The sequence below is a fragment of the Microbulbifer variabilis genome, assembly GCF_052467165.1.
The window spans coordinates 3,724,867-3,748,264 of the sequence record NZ_CP174301.1 but is presented as its reverse complement, the minus strand read 5'-3'; the positions used below and the strand labels follow the sequence as shown (position 1 = coordinate 3,748,264).

At 49.9% G+C, this 23,398-nt stretch carries 23 protein-coding genes; all 23 read left to right on the top strand.

Annotated features, from left to right (window positions below):
* Positions 1-34: 34 nt before the first annotated feature.
* The 23 genes from ACJJIP_RS16675 (at position 35) to ACJJIP_RS16565 (ending at position 23,004) form a co-directional block, all read left to right on the top strand.
* The gene (locus ACJJIP_RS16675; protein ID WP_444945647.1) at positions 35-556 is read left to right on the top strand and encodes a hypothetical protein; all 522 of its coding nucleotides are present in this window, start codon (positions 35-37) and stop codon (positions 554-556) included.
* Entirely contained in the window at positions 501-2,525 is a 2,025-nt protein-coding gene (locus tag ACJJIP_RS16670; RefSeq protein ID WP_444945646.1) for a terminase gpA endonuclease subunit, read from the top strand. The genes ACJJIP_RS16675 and ACJJIP_RS16670 overlap by 56 nt, the downstream gene beginning before the upstream one ends.
* On the top strand, positions 2,526-2,741 hold the full coding sequence (locus ACJJIP_RS16665; RefSeq protein WP_353377243.1) for a DUF6148 family protein: 216 nt from the start codon (positions 2,526-2,528) through the stop codon (positions 2,739-2,741).
* Positions 2,741-4,222 carry a phage portal protein gene (locus ACJJIP_RS16660; protein WP_444945645.1) on the top strand — a complete coding sequence of 494 codons (1,482 nt, stop codon included), beginning with the start codon at positions 2,741-2,743 and terminating at the stop codon, positions 4,220-4,222. The genes ACJJIP_RS16665 and ACJJIP_RS16660 overlap by 1 nt, the downstream gene beginning before the upstream one ends.
* A gap of 80 nt (positions 4,223-4,302) precedes the next feature.
* A complete protein-coding gene (locus ACJJIP_RS16655; RefSeq protein ID WP_444946935.1) occupies positions 4,303-6,270 on the top strand; it encodes a ClpP-like prohead protease/major capsid protein fusion protein in 1,968 nt (655 codons plus the stop codon).
* A gap of 101 nt (positions 6,271-6,371) precedes the next feature.
* The gene (locus ACJJIP_RS16650; protein WP_444945644.1) at positions 6,372-6,743 is read left to right on the top strand and encodes a capsid cement protein; all 372 of its coding nucleotides are present in this window, start codon (positions 6,372-6,374) and stop codon (positions 6,741-6,743) included.
* A gap of 7 nt (positions 6,744-6,750) precedes the next feature.
* Positions 6,751-7,047, top strand: a complete 297-nt coding sequence (locus tag ACJJIP_RS16645; protein ID WP_444945643.1) for a head-tail joining protein — start codon at positions 6,751-6,753, stop codon at positions 7,045-7,047.
* 912 nt (positions 7,048-7,959) lie between these two features.
* Positions 7,960-8,223: a hypothetical protein gene (locus tag ACJJIP_RS16640; RefSeq protein ID WP_444945642.1), complete on the top strand. Its 264-nt coding sequence runs from the start codon at positions 7,960-7,962 to the stop codon at positions 8,221-8,223.
* A 100-nt stretch (positions 8,224-8,323) separates the two neighbouring features.
* Positions 8,324-9,271, top strand: coding sequence for an HNH endonuclease (locus ACJJIP_RS16635; RefSeq protein WP_444945641.1), 948 nt, complete (start codon positions 8,324-8,326; stop codon positions 9,269-9,271).
* A gap of 87 nt (positions 9,272-9,358) precedes the next feature.
* Entirely contained in the window at positions 9,359-9,643 is a 285-nt protein-coding gene (locus tag ACJJIP_RS16630) for an energy transducer TonB (RefSeq protein WP_444945640.1), read from the top strand.
* A 181-nt stretch (positions 9,644-9,824) separates the two neighbouring features.
* Positions 9,825-10,202 carry a hypothetical protein gene (locus ACJJIP_RS16625; RefSeq protein WP_444945639.1) on the top strand — a complete coding sequence of 126 codons (378 nt, stop codon included), beginning with the start codon at positions 9,825-9,827 and terminating at the stop codon, positions 10,200-10,202.
* A gap of 60 nt (positions 10,203-10,262) precedes the next feature.
* Entirely contained in the window at positions 10,263-10,676 is a 414-nt protein-coding gene (locus tag ACJJIP_RS16620; protein ID WP_444945638.1) for a phage tail tube protein, read from the top strand.
* 2 nt (positions 10,677-10,678) lie between these two features.
* A complete protein-coding gene (locus tag ACJJIP_RS16615; protein WP_444945637.1) occupies positions 10,679-11,104 on the top strand; it encodes a phage minor tail protein domain-containing protein in 426 nt (141 codons plus the stop codon).
* A complete protein-coding gene (locus ACJJIP_RS16610) occupies positions 11,104-11,370 on the top strand; it encodes a phage tail assembly protein T (protein ID WP_020411116.1) in 267 nt (88 codons plus the stop codon). Before ACJJIP_RS16615 ends, ACJJIP_RS16610 begins: the two co-directional genes overlap by 1 nt.
* 3 nt (positions 11,371-11,373) lie before the next feature.
* Positions 11,374-13,281 carry a phage tail length tape measure family protein gene (locus ACJJIP_RS16605; protein ID WP_444945636.1) on the top strand — a complete coding sequence of 636 codons (1,908 nt, stop codon included), beginning with the start codon at positions 11,374-11,376 and terminating at the stop codon, positions 13,279-13,281.
* 18 nt (positions 13,282-13,299) lie between these two features.
* Entirely contained in the window at positions 13,300-13,593 is a 294-nt protein-coding gene (locus ACJJIP_RS16600; protein WP_444945635.1) for a hypothetical protein, read from the top strand.
* Positions 13,594-13,597: 4 nt separating this feature from the next.
* Positions 13,598-13,993: a hypothetical protein gene (locus tag ACJJIP_RS16595; protein WP_444945634.1), complete on the top strand. Its 396-nt coding sequence runs from the start codon at positions 13,598-13,600 to the stop codon at positions 13,991-13,993.
* A gap of 290 nt (positions 13,994-14,283) precedes the next feature.
* Entirely contained in the window at positions 14,284-14,616 is a 333-nt protein-coding gene (locus ACJJIP_RS16590) for a hypothetical protein (protein ID WP_353377255.1), read from the top strand.
* A gap of 364 nt (positions 14,617-14,980) precedes the next feature.
* The gene (locus tag ACJJIP_RS16585; RefSeq protein ID WP_444945633.1) at positions 14,981-20,542 is read left to right on the top strand and encodes a hypothetical protein; all 5,562 of its coding nucleotides are present in this window, start codon (positions 14,981-14,983) and stop codon (positions 20,540-20,542) included.
* A 15-nt stretch (positions 20,543-20,557) separates the two neighbouring features.
* Positions 20,558-20,941, top strand: coding sequence for a hypothetical protein (locus tag ACJJIP_RS16580; RefSeq protein ID WP_444945632.1), 384 nt, complete (start codon positions 20,558-20,560; stop codon positions 20,939-20,941).
* A 314-nt stretch (positions 20,942-21,255) separates the two neighbouring features.
* Positions 21,256-21,654 carry a hypothetical protein gene (locus tag ACJJIP_RS16575; RefSeq protein WP_444945631.1) on the top strand — a complete coding sequence of 133 codons (399 nt, stop codon included), beginning with the start codon at positions 21,256-21,258 and terminating at the stop codon, positions 21,652-21,654.
* Positions 21,655-21,831: 177 nt separating this feature from the next.
* On the top strand, positions 21,832-22,623 hold the full coding sequence (locus tag ACJJIP_RS16570) for a hypothetical protein (protein WP_353377287.1): 792 nt from the start codon (positions 21,832-21,834) through the stop codon (positions 22,621-22,623).
* Positions 22,624-22,650: 27 nt separating this feature from the next.
* Positions 22,651-23,004 (top strand): hypothetical protein, encoded by a 354-nt coding sequence (locus ACJJIP_RS16565; RefSeq protein WP_444945630.1) that lies wholly within the window; start codon positions 22,651-22,653, stop codon positions 23,002-23,004.
* Positions 23,005-23,398: the final 394 nt, after the last annotated feature.

Here is a 23,398-nt window from a genome sequence, read left to right as displayed (position 1 = left end):
AACAGATATCTGAAATTTCCTAGGGGGTTATACCTTGGCTGAAAACCTATCACTTGATGATCAGGCAACCCAGTCTGGTTTCGCTCGCCTGGTTGGTGCTTCTCAACCTGCTATTTCCAAGCACTACAAAGCTCAGCTTTTTACGGAAGGCGCCAGTTTCAGAGTCTGGCTTCATGAATACTGTGAGCGTCTGCGAACCGAGGCCGCAGGACGCCAGGCGAATGAGGCCCGCAACCGTCGCGATATGGCTCAGGCGATTGAGTCGGAAGCCAATGCTCAGCTGAAAATGCGCGAACTATATCGGCAAGACGAATTAATTCTGGATATTGAGTCAGTGCGTAAAGCGATGGTGGAGTGGTCCACCATTGGGAAGAATGAATTTATAGGAGCGGTAGAAAGCATCCTTATTGCTATCGAGAGTCAGCATGCCATTACCGTCGACCGCGAACCTCTACAGTCAGACATTGACGCTGCCCTCAAAGCTATTGGCAGTTACCAGATTGAATCTGAAGAGGCTGGTGGAGGAGGTGCGCCAAGCTTGGATACCGCAGCCTAAGATTCCTCTGATTGAGTGGTTGCCGGACAATATCAAACTGCCCTCGGAGGATAGCGATAACGCCGGATATTACCGCAACGATTATGTGCCCTATTTTTGGGGCGTAATGCATGCACTGGATAATCCCGTGTCGTGGATGGTGGTGATGCAGAAAGCCGCGCAGATTGGTTGGACGGTTTTGCTGGCCACCGATATCTGTAAGGTCGCCGTCACTGACCCGGCCCGCATCCTGATGCTATTTCCCAAGGATGAAAAGGGCCGGCTGTTTATGGATGAAAAGCTGGTGCCGATTATCGAAGGGTCACCAGTAGTTAATAGGGTGATCGATGTCACCACTAGCCGCAAGGGCGGTAGCCGCTCAACGCGCAAGAAATTTCCTGGAGGTGAGGTGCGCACCATTGGCTCCAACTCGATTTCCAATGTGAAATCCACTACGGCCCGCCGGGGCTATGTGGAGGAGCCAGACGATACCAACAAAGACGTTGGCGATCAGGGCGACTCTATTCGCCACCTCCGTGAACGCCTTAAGCGCATGCGCAACAAGAAATTAATTATTGGTGGCACGCCAGCGGTTGCCGATCTTTCCCAGGTGGAGCACTACACCAAGCTCGGCACCATGCGCGTCTTGCCGATTACCTGCCATGACTGCGATGAGTCTCATGTACTGGATTGGGAAAACGTCACCTGGCTGAAGAAAGAAGACGGCATACCGCACCCGGTATTCGGTCTGCATCAGCCTGATACTGCCATCTATGGCTGCCCGGAATGTGGCAGCGAATGGGATGACTACCGCCGCCAGGCCAATATTCTGCAGACCTGCAAAACCGCGCAGGAAATTGGCGATGACTTTGCCGGCTGGATCAAAACCCAATGCGGCGAGGATTTCGCAGAGGATGAAATAGAACCGATAGAAACCTTTATGGAACTATCGGAGCTTTATGTGTGTATCCCTGGCACAAGCCTTGCTGATGTGGTGCGGGATTTTCTCGAAGCCGAACACGAAGCTAAAAGCGGCGATGAATCCGCACGTATTGTTTTCCAGAACAACAAACTGGGCAGGCCCTACCAGTACGCAGCTAGTCGATTACTTGACCATGAAGAACTTCAAAAAGCTGCAGAGGACTACCCAGAGCTAGTTTGCCCTTCGGGTGGCCTGCTGGTAACGGTTGGCATTGATGTGCAGCACGACCGGCTAGCGATCACTATTCGCGCCTATGGCCGCAATGAAGAAAGCTGGCAAATGTTCTGGGGCGAGATCGACGGTGATACCGCCGATAAACAAGATGATTGCTGGTCAGCCCTGGATAAGCTGGTTTTCCAGAGTTTTGAGCATGAGCGCTTTGGAGAAATTCGCGCATCAGCGGTAAGTATCGACTCGTCTGACGGTGGCACCAGCAACGCGGTGTATCACTGGGTAAGAACCCGCGATAAAAAGCACCGCGGTGTACTGGTGATGGCCATTAAAGGAGACAGTAATGACTTCGGCACCAAAGAAATATTCACCCAGCCCAAACAGGTAGATTTTAAAAACCCTAAACGCCGAACCAAGGCAGACCGCTATGGCGTAAAGGTTTATATGGTCGGCACACACAAGGCTAAAGACCTGATCGCCAAGCGTTTGCTCGGCACCAGTGCTTATATGCACAGCTGTAAGCATGTACGCCAGGATTATTGGGAGCAGGTAACCGCCGAAGTTAAAGCGCCCAGTAAAAAGCATAAAGGCAGAGAAACTTGGCAGCCGCGCCCCGGTAGGCCCAACGAAGGCACAGATACCGAGGTCTATGCCCTGCACGCAGCCCACGCCAAAGGTATGCACAAATATACCGAGAAAAAATGGTCCACCATCGAATCACAATTGGGTCAGCGCACCTTGTTTAGTGAACCCGATCAATCACCGGATCAACCCAAAACAGCCCCGAAAAATACAGCCCGGCCAGCTCAGCCGGTGGGTTCCCTACTGGATAGTTAAATGTCAAAAACTGCGCAAGAAATGGTCGACCTCTATATTGAGGCCGAGATAGACGTGCTCGCCGGTAAAACCACGGTAATCAATGGCCGCCAATTTACCGCAGAGAACCTGCAGGAGATCCGCGCCGGTCGGCAGGAGTGGGAGCGTCGAGCAATTCAAGAAAATTTAAAGGCTTCCGGTAAGCGCCGTGGACCCGCCTACGCGAACTTTTGCTAATGAATAAATTAGATTCTGTTATCGGTTTTTTTTCGCCCGAGGCTGCCTTGCGTCGTGTGCAAGCTCGGCGCGCCTTGGAAATTGCCGCGGCCTATGAAGCTGCAAAGCCAAGCCGACTGAGAAAAAACCCCGGTGATAACCGTAGTGGTGATTTGGTACTTGAGGGCAGTGTGGAAGCGCTGCGCGGCCAGGCCCGGCACCTGGAGCAAAACCACGATTTTGCCTTTGGCATTCTCACCACCCTGGTGAACAACATTGTCGGCCCACGCGGTATTGATGTGGAGTTCCAACCCAAGACTTGGGATGGCGATATCCATGAAGGTCTCGCCAGCCAAATGAATGACGCTCACCAAGAGTGGGCGCGGCGCCCGGAATGTACTCGGCAATTCAGCTGGGCCAAATCCCAGCGGCTTTTATGCAATACCTGGCTGCGCGATGGCGAAACTTTGTTAAGGCATCTACAGGGCACGGTGCCAGGACTAAAACACCGCACCCCGGTGCCTTACAGCATCGAATGTCTGGAACCGGATTTTCTGCCGGTGGATTACAACGATTCCAGCAAGCGCATAGTGCAGGGCATCGAGAAATCGGCCTGGGGCGAATCTAAAGCGTTTTGGCTCTACGACGAGCACCCCGGCGCCTCTCTTAACTGGCGTATGAAGCGCAGACGTCATAGTGCCGAAAATATCGAGCACCTGAAATTTGTGCGCAGGCTGCACCAGTCTCGTGGGGTTTCCATCTTTGCAGCGGTAATGAATCGCCTCAATGATATAAAAGACTATGAAGAAAACGAGCGCGTTGCCGCCAAGATTGCCTCGGCCATGGTTGGCTTTATTCAAAAAGGCAGCCCTGATAATTATGACAATGACAATTATGATGCGAATGGAAACCGCGTTATTGATGTTCGCGCCGGTGCCATCTACGACACTCTCGCACCTGGGGAAACCGTCGGCACCATCCAGAGTAATCGCCCCAGTGGTCTGCTAACCCCATTTTTAGAAACCATGCATCGCATGGCCGCCGCCGGCACCATGGCCAGCTTTAGTAGTATCAGCAAAAACTACAACGGCACTTATAGTTCGCAGCGCCAGGAACTGGTGGAGCAGTGGAATAATTACGAAACCCTCAGCCTGGAATTCTGTGAGGAGATTGTGGAGCCGGTCACCCGGCGCTGGGTACAGATGGGTTTACTGGCGGATGCCTTCAAAGTGCCTAGTGATGTCGATCCATCCACATTAATGAACGTCGATTTTATTACACCGGTGATGCCCTGGATTAATCCAGCCCACGAAGCCAGCGCCGATGAAACCCTGCTGGAAAATGTACTGGCCAGCCCACAGCAGACCATCCGCCGCCGTGGCAAAAAGCCGAATGATGTGATCAAGCAGACCGCCGCCTGGCAGCAAAAACTGCGAAAAAACAAGATCACCACCCCAACCAAACGCACTGCGGTCCCCGCAGAAAATACTGATTCAGAATAGGAGACCGCTATGCCGAATAAATCCTGGTACAGCATCACCGCTGCCGCAAATAACAGTGAAGCCGATATCTATACGACACCATCGGTTATTGGGGCGTAACTGCAAAAGACTTTGCCCGCGATCTTAAAGCGCTAGGCGATGTCAGCAAGATCAATCTGCATATTAACTGCCCCGGTGGTGATGTGTTCGACGGCACGGCTATTTACAACCTGCTCAAAGATCATAAAGCCGAAGTGGAAACCTGGATTGAAGGCATCGCAGCCAGTATGGGCAGTGTAATCGCCCTCGCCGGGGATACGGTTCATATTGCCGAAAATGCCTATTACATGGTGCACAATCCCAGTGCCGGTGTGCGAGGCGATGAGCGTGCCCTGGAAAAAACCAAAAGCCTGCTGGCAAAAGTGAAAACCACCATGATCGGCCTCTATTCCTCCCGCTCAGGAATGTCGGATGAGGAGGTCAGCCAAGTGATGGATGACGAGACCTGGTATACCGGCGCCGAGGCCGTGGAAGCCGGCTTTGCTACCGATACCACAGCAGCAGTGGAAATGGCTGCAAGCTTCAGTGCTGATCACTTAAACCAGTTCAAAAATACCCCTCAAGCCATTAGTGCATTGGTAATGCAGGGGCCTACTGAATTTAGATTCCCGTCTGCGGTTGCAGACAACCCACCCAAAACCAAGGAGGCGCAAGCCATGCCGAAAACTACCTCCACCACGCCAGCTGCAACCGCTGCGACCGAGGTTACCCCAGAAATGAAAGCGCAGATTACCGCCGATGCAAAAGCACAATTTGCAGCGGATGAGCAAAAGCGCAAAGATACGATTAAAGCCGTTTTTAAGGGCTTCGAAGCACACAGCACCGTAATGCAATCCTGCCTGGATGATATGGACTGTACCGATGAAAAAGCCAAAGACCAGCTGCTCACTGCGCTCGGCAGCCAAACTCCAACCCCGGTGCAAAGCTACAGCCTGGTGGTACAGGAAGGTGAAGGCATCAAGCGCTTAAAAGCCGATGCGGAAAATGCCATTGCCATGCGCGCCCTCGGTGAAAAGCGCACCGAAGGCAACGAACTCACCGGCTACTCCATGATGGAGATTGCCCGCATTCTGATGCAGGCCCACGGCCAGAATTTGGGTGGTATGGATAAGATGGCAATAGTCGCTGCTGCCTTTACCCACAGCTCCGGTGACTTTGCGACTGTCCTCGGCAATATCGCCAATAAATCCATGCTGAAAGGTTATTCGGAAGCAGCAGAAGTATTTCCGCAGTTTACCGCCTCCGGCAACTTGAGTGATTTCAAGATCGCCACGCGTACCGATCTCGGCACCTTCCCCTCACTGCGCCAAGTGGCACCTGGGGCAGAATTTAAATACGTGAGTATTGGGGAGCGCGCCGAAACTGCCGCGCTGGCCACTTACGGGGAAATGTTCTCTATAAACCGCCAGGCAATTATCAATGACGACCTGGGGGCCTTCACCCGAATCCCACAAAAGATGGGGCTCGCTGCTATTCGCACAGTGGGGGATCTGGTGTTCAGTATTCTGATCAACAATCCCAATATGGCCGATGGCAAGGCCTTATTCCATACCGACCATGGCAACCTAGCTACTAAGGCAGGCATCAATACGGCCAGCATCGACGCCGCGAGGGTATTGATGGGTAAACAGAAGGACGGCACCGCCTTCCTGAATATCCGCCCCAAATTCCTGCTGTGTGATATCGCTGACGAGGGTGCCGCAAAGGTTGCGCTGGAGTCAGAGTTTGAAGTGGGTGAAACCAGTAAAAACAACACCGTACCTAATAGCGTGCGTAATATTGCCAGTGTGATCTCCGATGGTCGCCTTAGCGGCCACAATGGCTGGTACCTCAATGCCGACCCGGTAGCGCACGACACTATTGAAGTGCTTTACCTTGATGGCCAGCAAGCCCCAGTGCTGGAACAGCAAAATGGCTGGAATATCGATGGAGTGGAATTCAAAGTGCGCCTGGATGCTGCTGCGAAAGCCTGGGATGCAAAAGGCATGGTGAAAACGCCCAAGACCTAATACCCAGCTCAAACCGAACCAAACCTTAAAAAATCCGAAAAGGGCTGCACATCGTGGCCTTTTTCATTTCAACAATTATTAATCCAAGCGGGGAAAGTGAAATGGCTACTAATTTTGTGCAAGACGGGCGCATGCTGGATTACACCAACAACACCAGCGCCGCTATTACCTCTGGCCAGGTGTTAGCAGTAGGCGCAGTGCTGGGTGTGGCGATGGATGATATCGCCGTGGGCGCATCTGGTGTGATCGCTATTGAAGGAGTATTCACTGTGCCCAAGGTATCCGGCGCAGTGATTGGCCAGGGGCAGGATCTAACCTGGGATGTTTCCGCAAAAGCCTTTGATGATTCTGCGGCAACAGCTGCAAGTGGTGATATCACCGGCGCTACAGCCTTTGCTGCAGAGGCTGCCGGTAATGGTGCAACCAGTCTAGCGGTGAAGTTTACCGGCGTACCGGGCACGGTGAAGGCATAGGTGATCTATGGACCTCGACCAGAGAGCCGCAGAGCGCGCGTTTCGTAAATGGGGCAAGCCCGCTACCTATTCAGACGGTAGCGGTGCTAAGCCAATTGCTTGCCGGGTGATTAAAGACGAAGAGATTGACGAGTTCGAAGATGATGAGCGGGTGCGGGTGCCGCGTATCGAGTTGAGTCTGCTGGTGAGTGAGGTGGGGTCTTACAATTATGAGGCGGTTATTACGCTTGGTGGTGTGGCGTATACGGTGCGTAAGCGGCTTGGGGATGATGGGGTTGTTTGGCGGGTGTTGGTGGATGCTTAGCCTAAACCGACAGATCAGCAGGGGGTTTATGATCACTGTGACTGTTTTTTTTTGGGGTTGCTCAATTTGGCGGATAAAACCAGTAAAATCAATGGGTTGAGAGATCTGTGAAAATTGGGGATAGTGGTCACGATGACCGTTTTTCTAGTTGGGTCGATAGTGCTAAGTGATCGCAATCTATTGATTTAGTAGAAGAAGACGGCGTGTTGGCGTAAATTTGCACCAGAAATAGTGGTCAAGGGGATAGTAGTCATGATGACCACTATATAAATGTTAAGGCTCCCTATGAGATTGCGAGGAAATTGGGATATTGATCGTGTTCCAACTAAAAAGGAGCGTATATTTTCGATCGTAGTTTCCCTCATTATCTGCACATTTACTGGAATAGTATCTTACTTCGGGATGCTTATGTTCCTTAATGGAGAAGCTTCACTTTTAAGCTACTCATTTTTCTATGTGACTTTCCTTCTATCCCTTTGGGCGTTGATTCGTGCATGTGTAAGTCACGCGTCGAAACCTAGTGGGGTTGCAATTATGGCTGTTGGCTCATTCCTATTCATAAGTGGTGTAGCATTCCTATTTATCCCTTATAGCAATGCATTTCAGGCAAATTTTGTTTTTGTAGGGCTCTTCGGCGGTACCACCATCTTCCTTCAAGGGTTGCGTAAGCTAAATGCGCCTTAACAAAGTTATCAAGCATCGCCCGCGAGCGGGCTGGACCTCCACTCCGTTGCTTAGTTTGCGGTTTAACGCTACGCTACCGCAAACAAACCAACTCCGTTCCGGCCACTTATAACGGCGTTATGTTTCTGGAGCAATATGCTGAATCCTAATGATTTTGCGAATGAAGTGTCTCCAGCTTCGAGAAAAGTGATCGGAGATGCTTGAACGCTCATTGGTTTGGCTCTTGCCTTGTCTGCTTGGCTTACAGGTGAAATGGTTGTTGTTATTTTGAGTTTTGTTGCAGGTTTACCTGTAGGTCTAGTTGGGTTGTCTTTACTCTTCGGTAAAGCAAAGCGTGGGAATGGAATATTTTCGCCATTAATCCTTTATGTTATTGGTTCGCTCATCGCATTAGCCTCGGTTGTAGGTGCGTACAATGGGCAGCCCAAGACAGGCTTCGGTGTATTGGTTGCTTTTGGTTGTTTCGTTTTAGCAAGAAAGAGGAGCAATTAACGAAAGGCATGGTAAAACATAACAAGGCCATTAAATACGTTCGGGGCACAAATAGCGCGCCCTCCACCCGACTACCTACGCTTTGCTTTGGTAGCCGTTTATGGCAGCGTTAGAGTATTCAAAAAGAGTATTTATGGAATTAGTGCTAATAGAAAAACGAAAAGAGATTTCCAACGCTCAGGAAGCATTGGAAAGCCTGTTATATTCAGAACTTACGGATACTCTAGATTGCACTATTGGCTTTCCTAGTGGTAGTTGGAATACGCAAATTGCTCTAAACGAATCTATTTGGTTTAACAGTTACCTTCTCGACGAGAATGGTAAAACGAAGAGGTTCTGGAATGGTTTTGGTGTGTCTGGTGAAATAGACCAGAACAAATCCAATAACATCACGGTTGAGGTAAACATTCCCTTTGAAGGGCTAAACCGTTCGGTTGCAGGGGCATTTGCTTTTGATAGTGAAGGTGAAATCTATCTGTTACATCGAGGACGGATAGGGGGAGGCCGAAAAGGTATCGGAAAGGACTCATTTCTCAATTGGACATCTAAGAATCTGACTGAAGTGCGAACTTCAAAAGGTATTGATAGTTTTATCGTAATTGGGGGCATAAACGAAAGTAATTTTATTCGTAATTTATCTGGTTTTATACATGATGTGAAGCGCTTCAAAAGCTACATTACGTCATCTGACTTTGATGATATCTCCCTACTAAGCCTTGAAGAAATTGAAGTTCTCATAGAGTCATCTTCAGAAACAGAAGAATCTACGACTAATTCTTCGTCGAGATATAGCCGATCGCATTTGGTTAAAGAGCATGCTCGTCGACGAGCGAACGGGATTTGCCAACTCTGCGAGCTAGACGCGCCATTTAAAGATCGCCATGGACAACCTTTTCTAGAGGTTCACCATATTGAATGGCTATCTAGGGGCGGTGCAGATACAGTCAAAAACACTGTAGCGCTTTGTCCCAATTGTCATAGAAAAATGCATATTGTCGATGAATGTGTAGATACAGATTTATTGCATGCCAAGGTGTGTCTACTCTAACAAGCGGCTGCATTTCGTCCCGGCCTGCGGCCTCCACCGGACTCGCTTCGCTCGCCGATGAGCCGGGCGTTAAGCAAAAGGTAACTTATGAAATTTTTATTGCTGTTTCTTACGCTTTCTTTTATTTGCTCTTGTGCAAGCATTGTAGAAGAAGCGGATTATTCAAAATATCTAAATGAAGATGAAAAGTGCTATGTAATCGTTGAATATGAGATTATGAAAAACGGAAGAACAAAAGATCATCGTATTGTTGAATCGATTCCTCCAGGCTTGTGCGATTCTGATGCAATTAAACAGGCAAAGGGTTGGAGGTACACAAGTCAGGAATCTGTGTCTCAAAGTATTAGAACAAGAGTTGGTTTCAAAGAATAGTGAGCAATGCTTAACAAGTGACTATGAGTAAAGCTGTCCCTTTTTTTGATTTGCATGGTTCTTTGTGATTTAGGTAATCATCAAAGAGAAGATGGTTAGTACGAAAAATATTCCTGCACTGTAAACACCCTAACCCGCAATCGCGGGTTTTTTTATGCCCATAATTTATCAGGAATAGACTATGACTCGACGCATAGCCATACGCGATGCAGTACAGAAAGAAATAGAGAACCTAAGCGGCTATTCATTCCCACCCCCTGGTACCACAGAAGAAATCGATTCCAAAAAACTGCCAGCGATTGTGGTGGGTTTTGCAACCGAAAACACCGACCACGAAATGTATGGCGGCACCAGTCGGCAGCTGGATCTGACTATTGCTGCGGTAGTAAAGAGCGATGGCGATATATATGCCGCACTGGATCAAGCGGCTGCGGATATTGAGAGTGCCCTGCAGGATGATGCCACTCTGGGCAACACCTGTGACTTATTCCTACTCAGCGCAAACCCAGTTTGCGCTGGACCAGGATCACCCACTGGGCGAAGTGCGGCTTACCTATAGCGCCCAGTATTCCACCGAACCCACAGACCTTTAATTGAGCAACCCACAGAGGGCACAACGATGGCACAAGGTTATAAAACAAAATTTTCCCGCAGCGATGATGGCAACTCATATACGTCAGTGGCGGGCATGTTGGATATCGACCCCGGTGAGGAGTCGCGCGGTTCTGTTGAGGTGACGCCGATTGATGGTACCAGCGGCTATATGGACTACGACCCTTCAGGCTTACGCGATGCCGGCGAGGTTTCCATTACTTTGATCTGGAAAGAGAGCGATAGCGGCCAGCAGGCGCTGCGGGCAGATTACGACTCCGATACTAATAAGTATTACCAGATTGAATATCCTGAAGGCACGACAGTAGAGTTTACCGGCCATATTACCGGCTGGGGTAAGGCAGTGCCTAAGGATGACAAGATCACTCGCACTGTGAAATTCAAGATTTCCGGTAAACCCACTGTAACCGCAGGCAGCTAACAATGAATTCAGTTCTCACGCCTATTTTAGAATCCGAAACTGTTGTATTTGGTCAGCAGGAAGTAGAGTTGTTTGAACTGAGCGCCTACCACCGCTGTGAATATCTGCAAAGGACTACCGAAGATATTCCACTGCCGCAGGATGAAGAGGTGCCGGAAACTGAGCTGGAAAACTTTGGTCAGCTTTGGGCGTTCCGTGCAGGCGAGGTGAGCAAGAAGTTGTTGCTGGTTGCCTATGCCATCTGGATGAAGCCGGATTGCCAGGATTCACTGGAGGATATTCACCAGGGGCTGATCCGCAGCATTACCCCTAAGCTAATTGATGTGCTTTATGTGCCTGCGGCCAAGTTATCTGGTCTCTATGTAGAAGCATCCATTGAGGAAGAGAGCAGCGAACCAGAAAGCGAGGACAACGAAAAAAAAGGCTAGTGCCGGGTTTCTATTTCGCCCGGCAGCTCGCGCGGGATTTTAACCGTCCCGACTATTTCAATATGTTGCGCTCCATGAGTTCTACCGAGTTCGACCACTGGTATGAATATCACTCTGAGCGTCCTCTAAATACCGAAGTCCAGCAGTGGCAACTCGCCCACATTGCCGCCGGCACACTGGGGGGCAAAGTCTCAAACTTCCTACCTCAGCCGCACAAGCCCAAAACCGTGCAGCAACAAATCGCAATCTGGAACTCCATGAGCTGAGCAATGGCAAAACAAACTTCCATGGCCACCATGGTGGCGAATCTGGAGCTGCGCTCCACTCAATATAAGCGAGAGATGGCCCAGGCCGCCGCACGTAATAAACAGCTTACCCGCGAAATGAAATCTACCAGTTCAGCGGGCACTATGTTTGGCCGCTCAATGCGTGGTGCTGCTCAAGGGGTTGCAGCTATTGATGGTCCCTTGGGTGGTGTATCTGGCCGAGTAGGTGCCCTTAATGGTCTGTTGACTAATGGCGCGGCTAGCTGGGCATTGTTTGGTGCAGGGGTCGCCGGTGTTACTGCGGTGTTTTATCAGAGCATACGCGCCGGTGAGGAAATGGAGCGGCAGCAGCTCAAGATTGAGGCGCTTCTCAAGGCGACTGGGAGTGCCAGCGGCCGCACTGCAGAACAACTGGATGAACAGGCACGCTCAGTGGCTCGCGCTACCCTGGCCAGCGTTACTGGTATCAGGGAAGCCCAAGGCGTATTGCTCACCTTTAAGGGTGTGCAAGGGCCAGTCTTTGATGATGCTATTCGACTGAGCCAGGATTTATCAGCCGTTATGGGTGGGGATGCCAAGAGTGCAGCGCTGCAACTGGGTAAGGCATTAGAGGAACCATCGACCGGGTTGACCGCACTTAAGCGCGCGGGGGTGAGTTTTACCGAGCAAGAAAAGGAGCAGATTAAAACCCTGGAGCAGTCGGGCCGTGTAGCGGAAGCCCAGCGCATGATTTTGCTCAAGTTGGAGCAACAGGTTGGTGGTGCAGGTGCGGCTGAAGCTGGAGGCCTTACCGGTGCTACAGATTCCCTCGCCCAATCCTGGCAGGAATTTCTCGAAGGCCTCAGTGAAACCAGTGGCTCTACCAGTATCGCTACGGCAGGGATTCAGAAGCTCACCGGGGTAGTGGATACCTTGCGCCGAGGTATTGCACCAACTGATGAAGAAAAGCAGCGCACCCAGTTTGCTGAGCTTCATAGCCGGTATGTTTCGCATCAGCACCTGCTGGCCAAGGCGGAAGCCGAAGGTGTTCAGGTTCAGATAGAAATTCACCGCCACAAATCGGAGCAAATACGTAAACAGCTTGATGAGTTACAGAATGCACACATAGCCGCGCAGAAGAAGCGACAAGAGGAAGAGCGCATAGCTGAAGAAGCTGCTGCAGCGGCGAGGGAGCAATCTGAGCGCGACCGTATTGCGCAACAACGTGCCATGGCAGAGGAGGCCGGTGGGGCTCAGTTAATACAGCTGGATCAATTTCTGGCAGATCAGCAGGGAAAAATAAAACTCGATCATGAGCAGAGACTGCAGCAAATAGACGCCCTTCAGGTTGCTGAGCAGGAGCTGACAAGGCGCGGCTTCGATTCTATCGAGGCTCTGCGGGCTGAATACTCTGAGCGTGAGAAAGAGCGCTATCAAATGGCCCTGGCTGAAGAGCAGGCGCGTTCTGAGGGTGGTGAGGGCGATGGTAACCAAGCTGGCGCCGATGGTCTTACAGATGCAGAACGTCAGCGCATGGTGGCCCGTCTGGAAACTTTACAGCTTTCCTGGCTTACCGAGATGGAACAATTACAGGTCCAGCAAGATGAGGAAATGGCCCTGCTGGATCAGGGTTATGCCAGCAAACTATTTGCCCATGATGAATATGAACGCAGGCTCACCCTTTTAGAAAACAAACACCGAAAGCAGCGCGAAAAGCTCGAACAAGCTTCTAACAAAAGCAAGCTGAAAATGTTTACTGCCGGTGCCGGCCAGATACTGTCTGCCGCGGCTGCTTACAACCAAAAAGCGGCAAAGGCAGAAATGGCTATGGCTGTTTTCTCTACTGGGGTTTCGCTAGTAAAGAATATTGCTAAGGCTTCTGAGATCGGTTATCCGCAAAATATTCCGATGATCGCCGGTGCTATTACATAAGGGGCGCAGATCGCCGGCATGTTGTCATCGCTGAAAGCACCCGGTGGGGTTTCCGGTGATGCCAGCGCACCCAGTATGAGTACCGGGGGTGCGGTAGCAGCCACACCATCAGAGAGTTTTGCCAGTTCTGGTAATGATGGTTTTGTAGAAGGTGAAACCAAACAGCCGGCAAGCCAGTATATTTTTGAATTCCATGGCCCGGTTGGTGATCGCGCTGATCAGTTTATCGAGGATATAAAAACTCAAATTGAGGAAGGGGATCTGGTGTTATTTGATAAGAATAGCCGTCAGGGTCAGGAACTGATGGGGTAGGGTCATGCTAATTCAATACACTTCAACACGTTCTATTGTCGGTGATGGCAGTAATTATCAGATTGAAGCCAAGCTAAAACGCTATGATTGTAGTGACCGCCCCGAAAGTAAAGAGCACAAAGCGCTCAGTGGTAAAACAGAATACACAGTTTACCGCCTTGAAGAAGAATATCTTTGTCAGACGGTACCGCTAAAACTCACTTACACAGATTTGGCCCGTTGGCGGGAGTTTAAAAGAAGCTGCGCCTTCGGTGAGTTTTTTATCTTCGATGCCTATGGCAGTGCGGCTACTGCCGATTTTCCACAACAAGTGCAACTCAAATATAAATCCTTCAAAGAGCAGCGCCAGAAAGATGGCCGCTTTATTTTCTCTTTTACTACCGTCCAAATTATCGCTTAATCATGCACAACTTGTCGCCCCAATGAGAGGTGATTTAGATAGATGCTCTAGAGTAGAGTTGCTATTTGGTGACAACAATTAAGGAGGCATAGATGGGAATATTGTTCCGAAAATTAGCTGATGTGATATATTAGTCAGTAGATGGGTTTCAAGGCTATATCGTCCTTTAGCTGCTTCAATAAATTTGAAGAGCCGCCTTTTACCAAGTTTTAAGCACCATCTGATTGAGCTGCTCAAACCGTTTTTTACTATATTTTGGACAAAGATCGATATCAAAAATTGGACTCAAAATGAAAAAATTACTTTCTATTCTTATGTTGTCTTCTATCAGTGGTGTTACCTTTGCAGAGTGTGCAGGGGGGCAATGCGTAGCTGTTGATATTGATAAGCTTTACGTAACCACTGGTAATATCACATATGTTGGAACTAGTGGTGATGAGAAGCTGTTAAATTGTAGCGCGGAAGCAGGGGTGTATACGACTTTAGATAAAAATCAGGTAGGTGCCGATGCTATATATGCCACGCTACTGGCTGCGCAAATGGCAGGAAAAAAGATAAATATAAGAATTGTTGATGGATCACAGAGCTGTTCAATCCAATATGTCACTCTAGAGAGACAGTAAGTGAGATATGCACACCACTATTAAGATAGCTTGGTAGTGGTGATTTCTTACAGCGAATACGAATTTTCTTAAGTGTTCCTTATATGACCACAGTCCCAACAGGTGATTTATGGCTTATCCTCAATGCAGCTATACTTTAGCTTTTCGATAACTCACCTGTGAATTTCCCCAAGGATTTCCTTTCTGAATTGGGATCCTCGTTCTTATCGATATAAACACCTCTTTCAAGCAATTTGAATTGCTCTGGTGATGTCTCGTACCTTGATTGTAGCTGTGCTCCCAGCTGTTCAGTAAAAGCTAGCTCTTGTACATAGTCTACCAAGCGACTTTTTTCTTTCACTATCACTGTAGTCATAGATTAATCATGCGCAATAATTCAGAAACTTTTGACCGGTACAACCGGGGGGCTCAGCGTGAGCTGCGTTTGGTGATCGAGATCGGTTTTGATCTTCCCCTATATATTACTAGCCACAACGATATTCCCGGCCTTCCGTTAAATGCGATTCTTGGAAGCCTGAAAAAGTGCAGTGCTACCAGCCAAAAATTAATTCCCGAGCAGGGCCTGGCACAGATCGGCAATATCTCCTTTGAAGTGGTGGATATCGGCGGTCAGCTTTCCTATGTGCTACGTGATGAGTTAGAACAGGGTAACGGCATCAAGGGGCGTACAGTACGTTTATATCAAGGCTTTGCCGGGCTCGACTGGGCGGATTTTCGCCTGGAGCAAACCCAGATTGCCGAGGAGTCTATTTCCTACGCTGAGGGCGTTTACCGGGTGCGCTGCCGGGATATCCAGCGCGAGATGCGCCGCGATATTTTTATACCCAATACCGCGCGTCTGGCTGCCAATTTTGCCAAAGCAGATACCACCCTGCAGGTATTCGATACCAGCAGCTTTGAAGCGAACCCACATACTATTGCCTATGGCGATGCCCCTGGCCAATCCGTGTATTACCTGAAGATTAAATATCAGGACGGTTTCGAGATTGTGCGCGCAACCGGTAAAACGGGCAGTAGCTTTACCAACTGTACGCGCGGCCTGTTCGGCACCTTTGCCCGCGACCATGCCCTGCCTGAAGACAGCGATAACGAAAGCGGCGTAGAAGTTGAAGAATTTATCTATCTGGAAGGCCCTGGCCCCCAACTGGCCTATGCATTGCTGACCGGAAATATTCTCGGTACCAATAACGTACTGCCGAGCAACTGGCATCTGGGCATAGATCCTGCCTTTGTGGTGTTGGATGAGTTCCAAAACATTGGCGCCGACTGGTACAAGCCAGGCGACCACAGCAAGGGCAAAATCCTGCGCTTTGATGGTTTGGAAAAAGTCGACGGCAAGAAGTTTATCGAGACTGAAATCAATTTATTGCTCGGCGCTTTTATGCCAGTTAATGCGGCCGGCCAGCTGGGCTTTCGCCGTATGGCTGGGGTACTGGCTGAATCCGGCACAGTAGCCACCATCGGCCCCGATGATGTGAAAAGCCTGGGGGAACTCAAATACAACCTGGCCGGGGTGCGCAATATCTTTTCGGTACAGTGGAGCTGGTTTGAGCAGCCCGGATTCGATGGCAAGTTTTTGCGCTCGAATAATCTGATCGATGCGGATTCTGTTGCCGTGCATGGCGAAGCGAAACAACACAGCTTGAAGTTTCGCGGCCTGCACAATTCCCGTCATACCTATACCACGATTAAAAACACTTTCGATGCCCTGCGTGATCGTTTCGCCGGCCCACCGCTCAGTCTGCGCCTGGGATTACTGCCCAGCAATAACGATTTAGAAGTGGGCGATATTGTGCGGGTGAGTCTGCCGCAATTGCGCGATCACTCTATCCGCGGAGACAGGCCCTACGATTTTAATTTTAGTAGTGACAGCGAAGGCTGGACCCCTCGCGATGGCATCACCAGTTCCAGCGTAAGCAATGGTGTCCTTTCGGTAACAGTAAAAGGTGAAAACCCCTGGATCAGTCGCAGCTTTGCGCCCACTTTTTTAGGGGCGGATCTGCCCTTTATTAAATTGCGTGTGCGCCGTACCAGCGAAGAACCCATAGCAGCGGGCACCGGTAGCAAGTTGTTTTTTAAACATACCGAAAGCAGCAGCTATTTTTCCGCTGGTACTGCGGAAATGCTGGACCTGATTGAGCGCCTAAACGGGGCCAAAGGAGAGTGGCAGGAATTAGTTCTGAACCTCTCGAATAATAGCGACTGGACCGGCAAACAAATCGAACTGTTGCGCTTTGATATCGGCCATGACCACAGCGCAGACTATAGCTATGACGTGGACTATATTCGCCTGCTGCCAGCGCTGGGCCTCGATGAGTACAGCCTAGACCGCGCTATGGAAGTACAACGCATCAGTATCGATCAGGTGAGCGGTGCGGTATCCGTGGATCTATTCGGCAGTTACCAGCCTGCAGGCATGATTGCAGACCAGGCCGATAGTACTAGCGCGGAATTGCCGGATGCCTGGTACAGCGCTGAAGGTGCGGCCATGACGGCCAGTGGCTTGAGTATCGATGCCAGCGGCTTTTTAACTGCTGACGGTACTTTGGCTGGCAATGGCGATAGCCGCGCAATTTATTACTACCCGGGTGATCTTACGATTCCTGCAGGGCGCACACTTTCTGTGAGTGGCAATATTGAGTTGCGCGTGCGCGGTGTGTTGCAGATCGATGGCACTTTGCGCGGCATTCCAAGCAATAACGGCGTGGGCTTTCTCGGCTCCTGCTATGGCGGTGCTGGCCAGTTAAAAAATGCCCAAGAGATTGTCAACCGAGGAACGGCCAGAGGGGCTTGGGGAAAAACTGTCAAAGGGCGCAATGAGGTAATGCCGCCCCTCAATATCGAGAATAACGGTGGAGATCTACAAGGGATCCCAGATGATCTAGCGGGTTCTGGTGGCGCTCGCGGTGGTCACTCCTCTTTTTATTCCTTTGATGGCAGTTATGAACCCAGTGGCCGCGGTGGTTTAGGTGGAAAGGGCGGTGCGGGGATTGTTGTAATCGCAAGAGGTGTCGCCATTGGTGTCGGCGGCAAAATAGAAAACTCTGGCGAAGATGGCAGCCCCGGCATCACCGGTGATAGCAATGTAATTCAGGTGCCTGGAGGCAGTGGCGGCGGTGGTGCGCCTGGCGGCATAGTGCTGTTGGTAGACGGTACTCAGAACACCATGCCAATCCTCAGTAACAGCAAGATTGTTGCATGTTATGGGGAAAGCCCGGATAGCCCGGGTAATGCTGGTCACGGGGGCACCTGTTTAGGCACTAACGCCGTGCGCCTGATGTTTATACCCAAGTCACGCATACCCTATACCGACTATGAGGACCCGGCCTTAGATCCTGAAGTACAACAGGCAATCGACAAGGCTGAAGCCGCACAGGCCGACGCTGATGCCGCATTGGCAGACTTGGATAACATTGCCGCCGATGGTGTTTTACATCAAAACGAAAAGCTCATTGTGATTCGTGAATATGCCCAGCTTCAGTCAGAGCAAGCGGGTATTGAAGCACAGGCTGATGGTGCCGGGCTCGTAATAGAAAAAGGCAACTACTCCGGCAACCTGGCGGCACTTGCCAGTTACCTGGGCGGCCTGTTTCCAACCTGGAACGATACCGCAGCCAACACTTCTATCAGTCGCACAATATGGAATGCCAACTGGGAAGCGGTGTACAGCGCACGCCAGGTTTTACTCAACACCATCGCCCAACAAGCGCGCGAAGCGGGCATGGTCGGGGCCACGCTGCAGTTTCAGTGGGATGGACGACCTACCGGGTTGCTTTGGCCCACGAACACCACCTATGCCGGCGGCACTAAGTATTCTTTTAATGCTACTGCTGGCCGAGGCTTTATCCATGTACTGGCCTATGATGCCGAGGGCGGTCCACGCGTTGGTTTGAATGGTGTACAAGTCGGGGTAATGAGTGGACCGAATGACGCTAGTCTGTGGTACAGCTTCCCAGTCACTCTGCAGGCCGGTGCCAATGAAATCTCTATCTGGTCTAACGCTGCAGATGGCGGCACATACGGTGGCCTTGTGGTTACCCTCGGCGGTAGTGGTGACCCTGAAGCATTGCTTGGTGTTTCTGCAGCGGATGCCAAGGCACAAGCCGCAGCAAATGCCGCTCAAGATGCACAGGCCGATGCCGCGGCTGCTCTGTTAGATCTAAGCAACATAGCCGCAGATGGCAAACTGCACCCGACAGAGAAATTAACTGCAGTACGTGAATACAATCAGATCCTGGCAGAGCAGGGCGATATTGAAGGGCAGGCCAATAGCTACGGGATTACCACTGAGAAAACCAGCTACAGCGGTGCAATAACAGCACTTTCCAGTTATCTCAGCGGTGCAGGTCTAAGTAACACCTCAACAGTCACCAGCATCGATCGCAGCACCTGGAAAGCCAAGTGGGAGGCGGTATATAGCACGCGGCAAAAGGTGCTGATTAAGATCGATCAAATTGCCGGAGCCCGTGCAGACTGGGAAGAAATCTACGGGACCAATAAACCTGAGGACGGTGCCACCGTTGGCGCTACCGCACAGGAGCGCGCGCAAATTCGCTCGATGCGAAATACCTTTTTAGAGGATTTTTCTGACCTGAGCTGGCTGGATGCGTGGACCAAAGCCTTTGGTTCTGGTGGTGTGCAAGACTATACGAGCGTGGGCGGCTCTTCGCCCCTGAAAATCGGCAGCAGTGCTGCACTTCTGGGGAACAGTAGTTCTGATGGTATGGCCTACTTCCACTCAAAAGAACGCGTGCCATTCGATCCAGACAAGTTATACAGCATCGAGGCGCGCATGTTGGTATACAACGAAGGAGATACAGACCGGCATATGCACTGCGGCCTAGTTGGTTATGACGGTAGCGAGGCTTTATGTAGCGGAGTTGGAACTGATAGTTACAGTAGCCAGCACTACATTCTCACAGCCGGTCATACGCCGCCGCTGAGTAGCTGGCAAACCTATGTTGCCTACTTTAAAGGGAACTCGACAGCTAACGCGGTCTACAGTGGAACCCTTGGAGCTAACCACATCGGCAACCCAGCTAAGCTACATGCCAACGTGCGATCATTCTCTCCTATGTTTTACGTCAACTACCCGAATAAAAATGGTCGTGTCATTCTCGACTATGTAAAAGTTGACGTGATTGAGGTGCAGGACCAGCGCAACCTGCCAATGATTCAATCTGGTATCGCCAGCCTGCCTACCAGCTCTGCGCTATCCGCCTCAGATGATGGCAGTACCGCAAAAATCACGATTGCCGCGCACTCAGTGCAGTTTGGTTTCGGCACTATTAATTACAACAGTGGCAGCATCACTGGTTTGTCCTTCAGCACTAAATATTATGTGTACTGTGATGATCCCGGCACTCAGGGCGGTGCTGTTACCTATTACGCGACCACAAACATTTACCAGCTGGCCGCCAGCACCTGGCGCCGAGGTATAGGCACCATTACAATCCCGAGCAATGGAGGTGGAACCACAGTCCCTAGAGATCCCTGGTGCGTTGCCGCAGGCAGTTGGCTGCGCGAAGGTTTGCTAGCGGATAACTGCGAAAGCGGCGACCTGATCGACTGCTGGGATACCGGCGACGAGGAAACCCACCGAAGCTCCATTATTGGCGAAGTAGATACTGAGCCAGAAATACCCTGCGTATTACTCACCACAACAAGCGGTGCCCAGGTAATTTGCAGCCGCGAAACCCCCGTTACCGACCGTGCAGGCCGTGTCTATGAGGCGCAGCACTGCCAGGGGGTTGAGCTGGGGGTTTTGCATGAAGAGGAGCCGTTGACCTGGGAAACCGTCGAGCGGGTCGAATGTGCCGGCCTGCACACCGTGTACAAAATATCTGTAGGTGGTAAGAGCTACGCTGCCGGCGAAAATCCATTACACCGCGTAATCACTCACAACGGCGTACACAAATCTGATTAAGCAAAGGAATAGATAATGCCCAGCTTTTCCCCAATAACCGTACCGAACCTGGAAGCCTGGCAGTTCGCCTACACCATCGATGATGGCCACAGTGCGGGCACTATTGTGCGTGCAACGGTAACCCAGGCCACAGAGCCCACCAATAGCGATGCTCAAGCGGCTGCAGTGCTTAAATGCACCATTGCTGTTATCGATGATCAGAACAACGTACAGACCGATGGTGCCGGCGATCTAATGTCCAGCGTTTATGTAACCACTAAGACTCTGCAGACTGATGCAGGGCAACCGGTAAATGTCGCCGACCATGCAGCTGATTTGGTAGCGAGCTGCATTGTTGAGGTGGCCAATCGCCTAGCTGTGCATAGTTCTATTGCGGCTATGGCGATACCGAGTGGGTGATACTGGCTGTGGTTTTCAGTAGTGGAGTGGGCGTATCGCCGGTGCGAAAGCCCGAATTATAGGGCCACAGCTTACATCTACAGAAATTCCCCCCTAACTTATTGATTTAATTATGGGTAAAATGTGTTCAAGAGCGGGAGGTCGAACCAGACGACTTGAGCCGATGGCTCACTATCTCTGGTTACTATTTAAACGAAAGTCTATAAATTACCGCAAATAAAGGCTTTTTTGCGGAGCTTGGAGTCTCTCTCCCAGAAATAGTGGCCAAATGGATAGTGAGCCACTGGCTCTTTAATAAACTGTTAAGGCAAATAATGAATAAAGTCTTCCTCTGTATGCTGATGCTTAGTTGGTCTGTAATTGCAAAGGCAACAGATCAGAGTAGTTTCAACGGCTATTTAGTTTACGATGAAGAGTGGGTCGGGTTTTATCACTGTGGAGGTGATGTATACGGCTTAGATGACAGTAGCGATCTTGATATTTACTCTATGTACCAAAAAGAGAAGTCAGGTTTTAGGAAGCTTCTATATGTCGAGCTAATAGCAGAAGTCACGAATAATGGGATCTATACTTTTGGGCTATCCTCACCGCCGAGAGACATAAATCTCCGTATTACTAAAATTATAAAAACTGAAAATCACGACTCTCCAAAGTGTAGTATTGCTTCTGAAGCAACGATAATTACTATTTATGATGAAGCGCCAGATGCCTAGTTTCTTGTGGCAAAGTATAACGGGTACTGAAGCCGGGGCCAGGGTCCTTGTCGTCTTAACAAGGTGCGGCAGACCGACGTCTTATTTTGTGCATTTTTTGCCCAGTTGCTACGCTCCTATTTTCGTGCAAAAAATGCACAAAGTAAGCCGCCGCTGCGCACGGCGTTATGTGAGCTCATGAGTAAGGCATCAAAAATAGTAATCTGCATGATTCTGTCATGCGTCGCAATCGTAGTATTTGTATTTGGAAAACCCGATACACTCTACTATCGTCAGCACCCCATCAAGTTGACAATAATGGAAGAGGAAACAGGAGAGCCAATTGAGGATGTTGTGGTAGTTGCAAGATGGGTAGTGACTGGCGGCATGTTCAATACTCACTCTGTCGGAGTTCTGGATATACAAGAAGCTGTTTCAGATTCTAATGGCAAGGTGGTTTTTCATGGATTTGATAAGTATTGGCGATCTTGGTTTAGTGGAGAGTTCTTTCACTTTAGATCCCCCCAGCTGATTATCTACAAATTCGGTTACAAGCCGGCTGAATTAACCAACGGCCAATCACCAGACCGCTTGCTTTCTAGAAAGCACCCTGCAGAAGTATTTTGGTGGGGGAAAAAAGAAATATACTTATCGAGGTATCCAGCAGATCCTGCTAAACGAGCTGAAGAGTTCATGACTTCATTAAACAACCCTGCAAGGGATTCTAGGCCAAGTCTTACAGGTGGCTGCACCTGGACTAAAATGAGGCGTATGATTCTAGAAATAGACAAACAAATGAGGGAGGCGGAAGATCTCGGGTTTTATCGCTCTTCATTGGGCCCTTGGTTTACACCAGCTCCCCACGAGATTAATCGCAGTGATTGCCCTGGCGGGGTTGAGTGGATGAAGAAGAATAGACAACGTGCCACTAATCACATAACAATGCGTGCAAGCGGGACAAAGTGCTGCGCACTTCGCCCCTTCACTTAGCGTTATTTGTACTAGTAGAGAGATTAAATGAAGGTATCCGTTTCCGGTAGTATGGGAGAATCTGAAGAAGGGAAATTTATTATTATTTCCCTTGGTCATGAAAACTTCGTATTAAACATATGGGTGCCAATTACTGACTTGTGTTTGTTTGACAAGGTATCAAGTGCTAGCTGGGAAGATGGAGGTTTAAGAATTGGCACTTCTGCGGATAGTAGTGCTTTTTGGGGTATCGATGACGGCAAGCTTTTTATTGGAATCGGCCATGACAATCAAACTTGGGATTTTTCACTAAATTTGCCAGATGCAAATGTACTTCTTGAGGAAATTATTTCCGAGATGAAAAGGGAAATAGAATATGCTGGCTGGAATGAGCACAAATAACAAGGACAATCACAGTGGCACTCGTGCCTCGTGCACGTGTTGTCAACGTTAGTTGCTCTTAATGAAGATAATGAAACATAAATGCCCACACTGTAATAAAAAGGTGATTTCGAATTGGGGTAAATTCAATTCCAGCGCGTTGCACCCCGCCATTTGTCCAAACTGTGGTGGTTACTCTAAGCAGCACTACGCTGGTACAGCACTTGAGAGCTTACTGGTAACTTTTGGTGTTCCCGTAGCCTTGCTATGGTCTCTCCTCGCTAAAACCTGGTGGCCAGTCTTTGCCTCTGTGTTGGTTGTTATATCTAGCGGTATTCTTAAATTCTTATACGTCCCGATGGTTGCGGTTGACCTACAGGCAGCCAAAAACTATCACTGGTTTGCTTTTGGGTGC

Bases quoted from the DNA above. Each gene is read 5' to 3' on its own strand.
- ACJJIP_RS16665 (WP_353377243.1), top strand. From the start codon at position 2,526: ATGTCAAAAACTGCGCAAGAAATGGTCGACCTCTATATTGAGGCCGAG.
- ACJJIP_RS16660 (WP_444945645.1), top strand. From the start codon at position 2,741: ATGAATAAATTAGATTCTGTTATCGGTTTTTTTTCGCCCGAGGCTGCC.
- ACJJIP_RS16650 (WP_444945644.1), top strand. From the start codon at position 6,372: ATGGCTACTAATTTTGTGCAAGACGGGCGCATGCTGGATTACACCAAC.
- ACJJIP_RS16645 (WP_444945643.1), top strand. From the start codon at position 6,751: ATGGACCTCGACCAGAGAGCCGCAGAGCGCGCGTTTCGTAAATGGGGC.
- ACJJIP_RS16635 (WP_444945641.1), top strand. From the start codon at position 8,324: ATGGCAGCGTTAGAGTATTCAAAAAGAGTATTTATGGAATTAGTGCTA.
- ACJJIP_RS16630 (WP_444945640.1), top strand. From the start codon at position 9,359: ATGAAATTTTTATTGCTGTTTCTTACGCTTTCTTTTATTTGCTCTTGT.
- ACJJIP_RS16625 (WP_444945639.1), top strand. From the start codon at position 9,825: ATGACTCGACGCATAGCCATACGCGATGCAGTACAGAAAGAAATAGAG.
- ACJJIP_RS16620 (WP_444945638.1), top strand. From the start codon at position 10,263: ATGGCACAAGGTTATAAAACAAAATTTTCCCGCAGCGATGATGGCAAC.
- ACJJIP_RS16615 (WP_444945637.1), top strand. From the start codon at position 10,679: ATGAATTCAGTTCTCACGCCTATTTTAGAATCCGAAACTGTTGTATTT.
- ACJJIP_RS16605 (WP_444945636.1), top strand. From the start codon at position 11,374: ATGGCAAAACAAACTTCCATGGCCACCATGGTGGCGAATCTGGAGCTG.
- ACJJIP_RS16600 (WP_444945635.1), top strand. From the start codon at position 13,300: ATGTTGTCATCGCTGAAAGCACCCGGTGGGGTTTCCGGTGATGCCAGC.
- ACJJIP_RS16595 (WP_444945634.1), top strand. From the start codon at position 13,598: ATGCTAATTCAATACACTTCAACACGTTCTATTGTCGGTGATGGCAGT.
- ACJJIP_RS16590 (WP_353377255.1), top strand. From the start codon at position 14,284: ATGAAAAAATTACTTTCTATTCTTATGTTGTCTTCTATCAGTGGTGTT.
- ACJJIP_RS16585 (WP_444945633.1), top strand. From the start codon at position 14,981: ATGCGCAATAATTCAGAAACTTTTGACCGGTACAACCGGGGGGCTCAG.
- ACJJIP_RS16580 (WP_444945632.1), top strand. From the start codon at position 20,558: ATGCCCAGCTTTTCCCCAATAACCGTACCGAACCTGGAAGCCTGGCAG.
- ACJJIP_RS16575 (WP_444945631.1), top strand. From the start codon at position 21,256: ATGAATAAAGTCTTCCTCTGTATGCTGATGCTTAGTTGGTCTGTAATT.
- ACJJIP_RS16570 (WP_353377287.1), top strand. From the start codon at position 21,832: ATGAGTAAGGCATCAAAAATAGTAATCTGCATGATTCTGTCATGCGTC.
- ACJJIP_RS16565 (WP_444945630.1), top strand. From the start codon at position 22,651: ATGAAGGTATCCGTTTCCGGTAGTATGGGAGAATCTGAAGAAGGGAAA.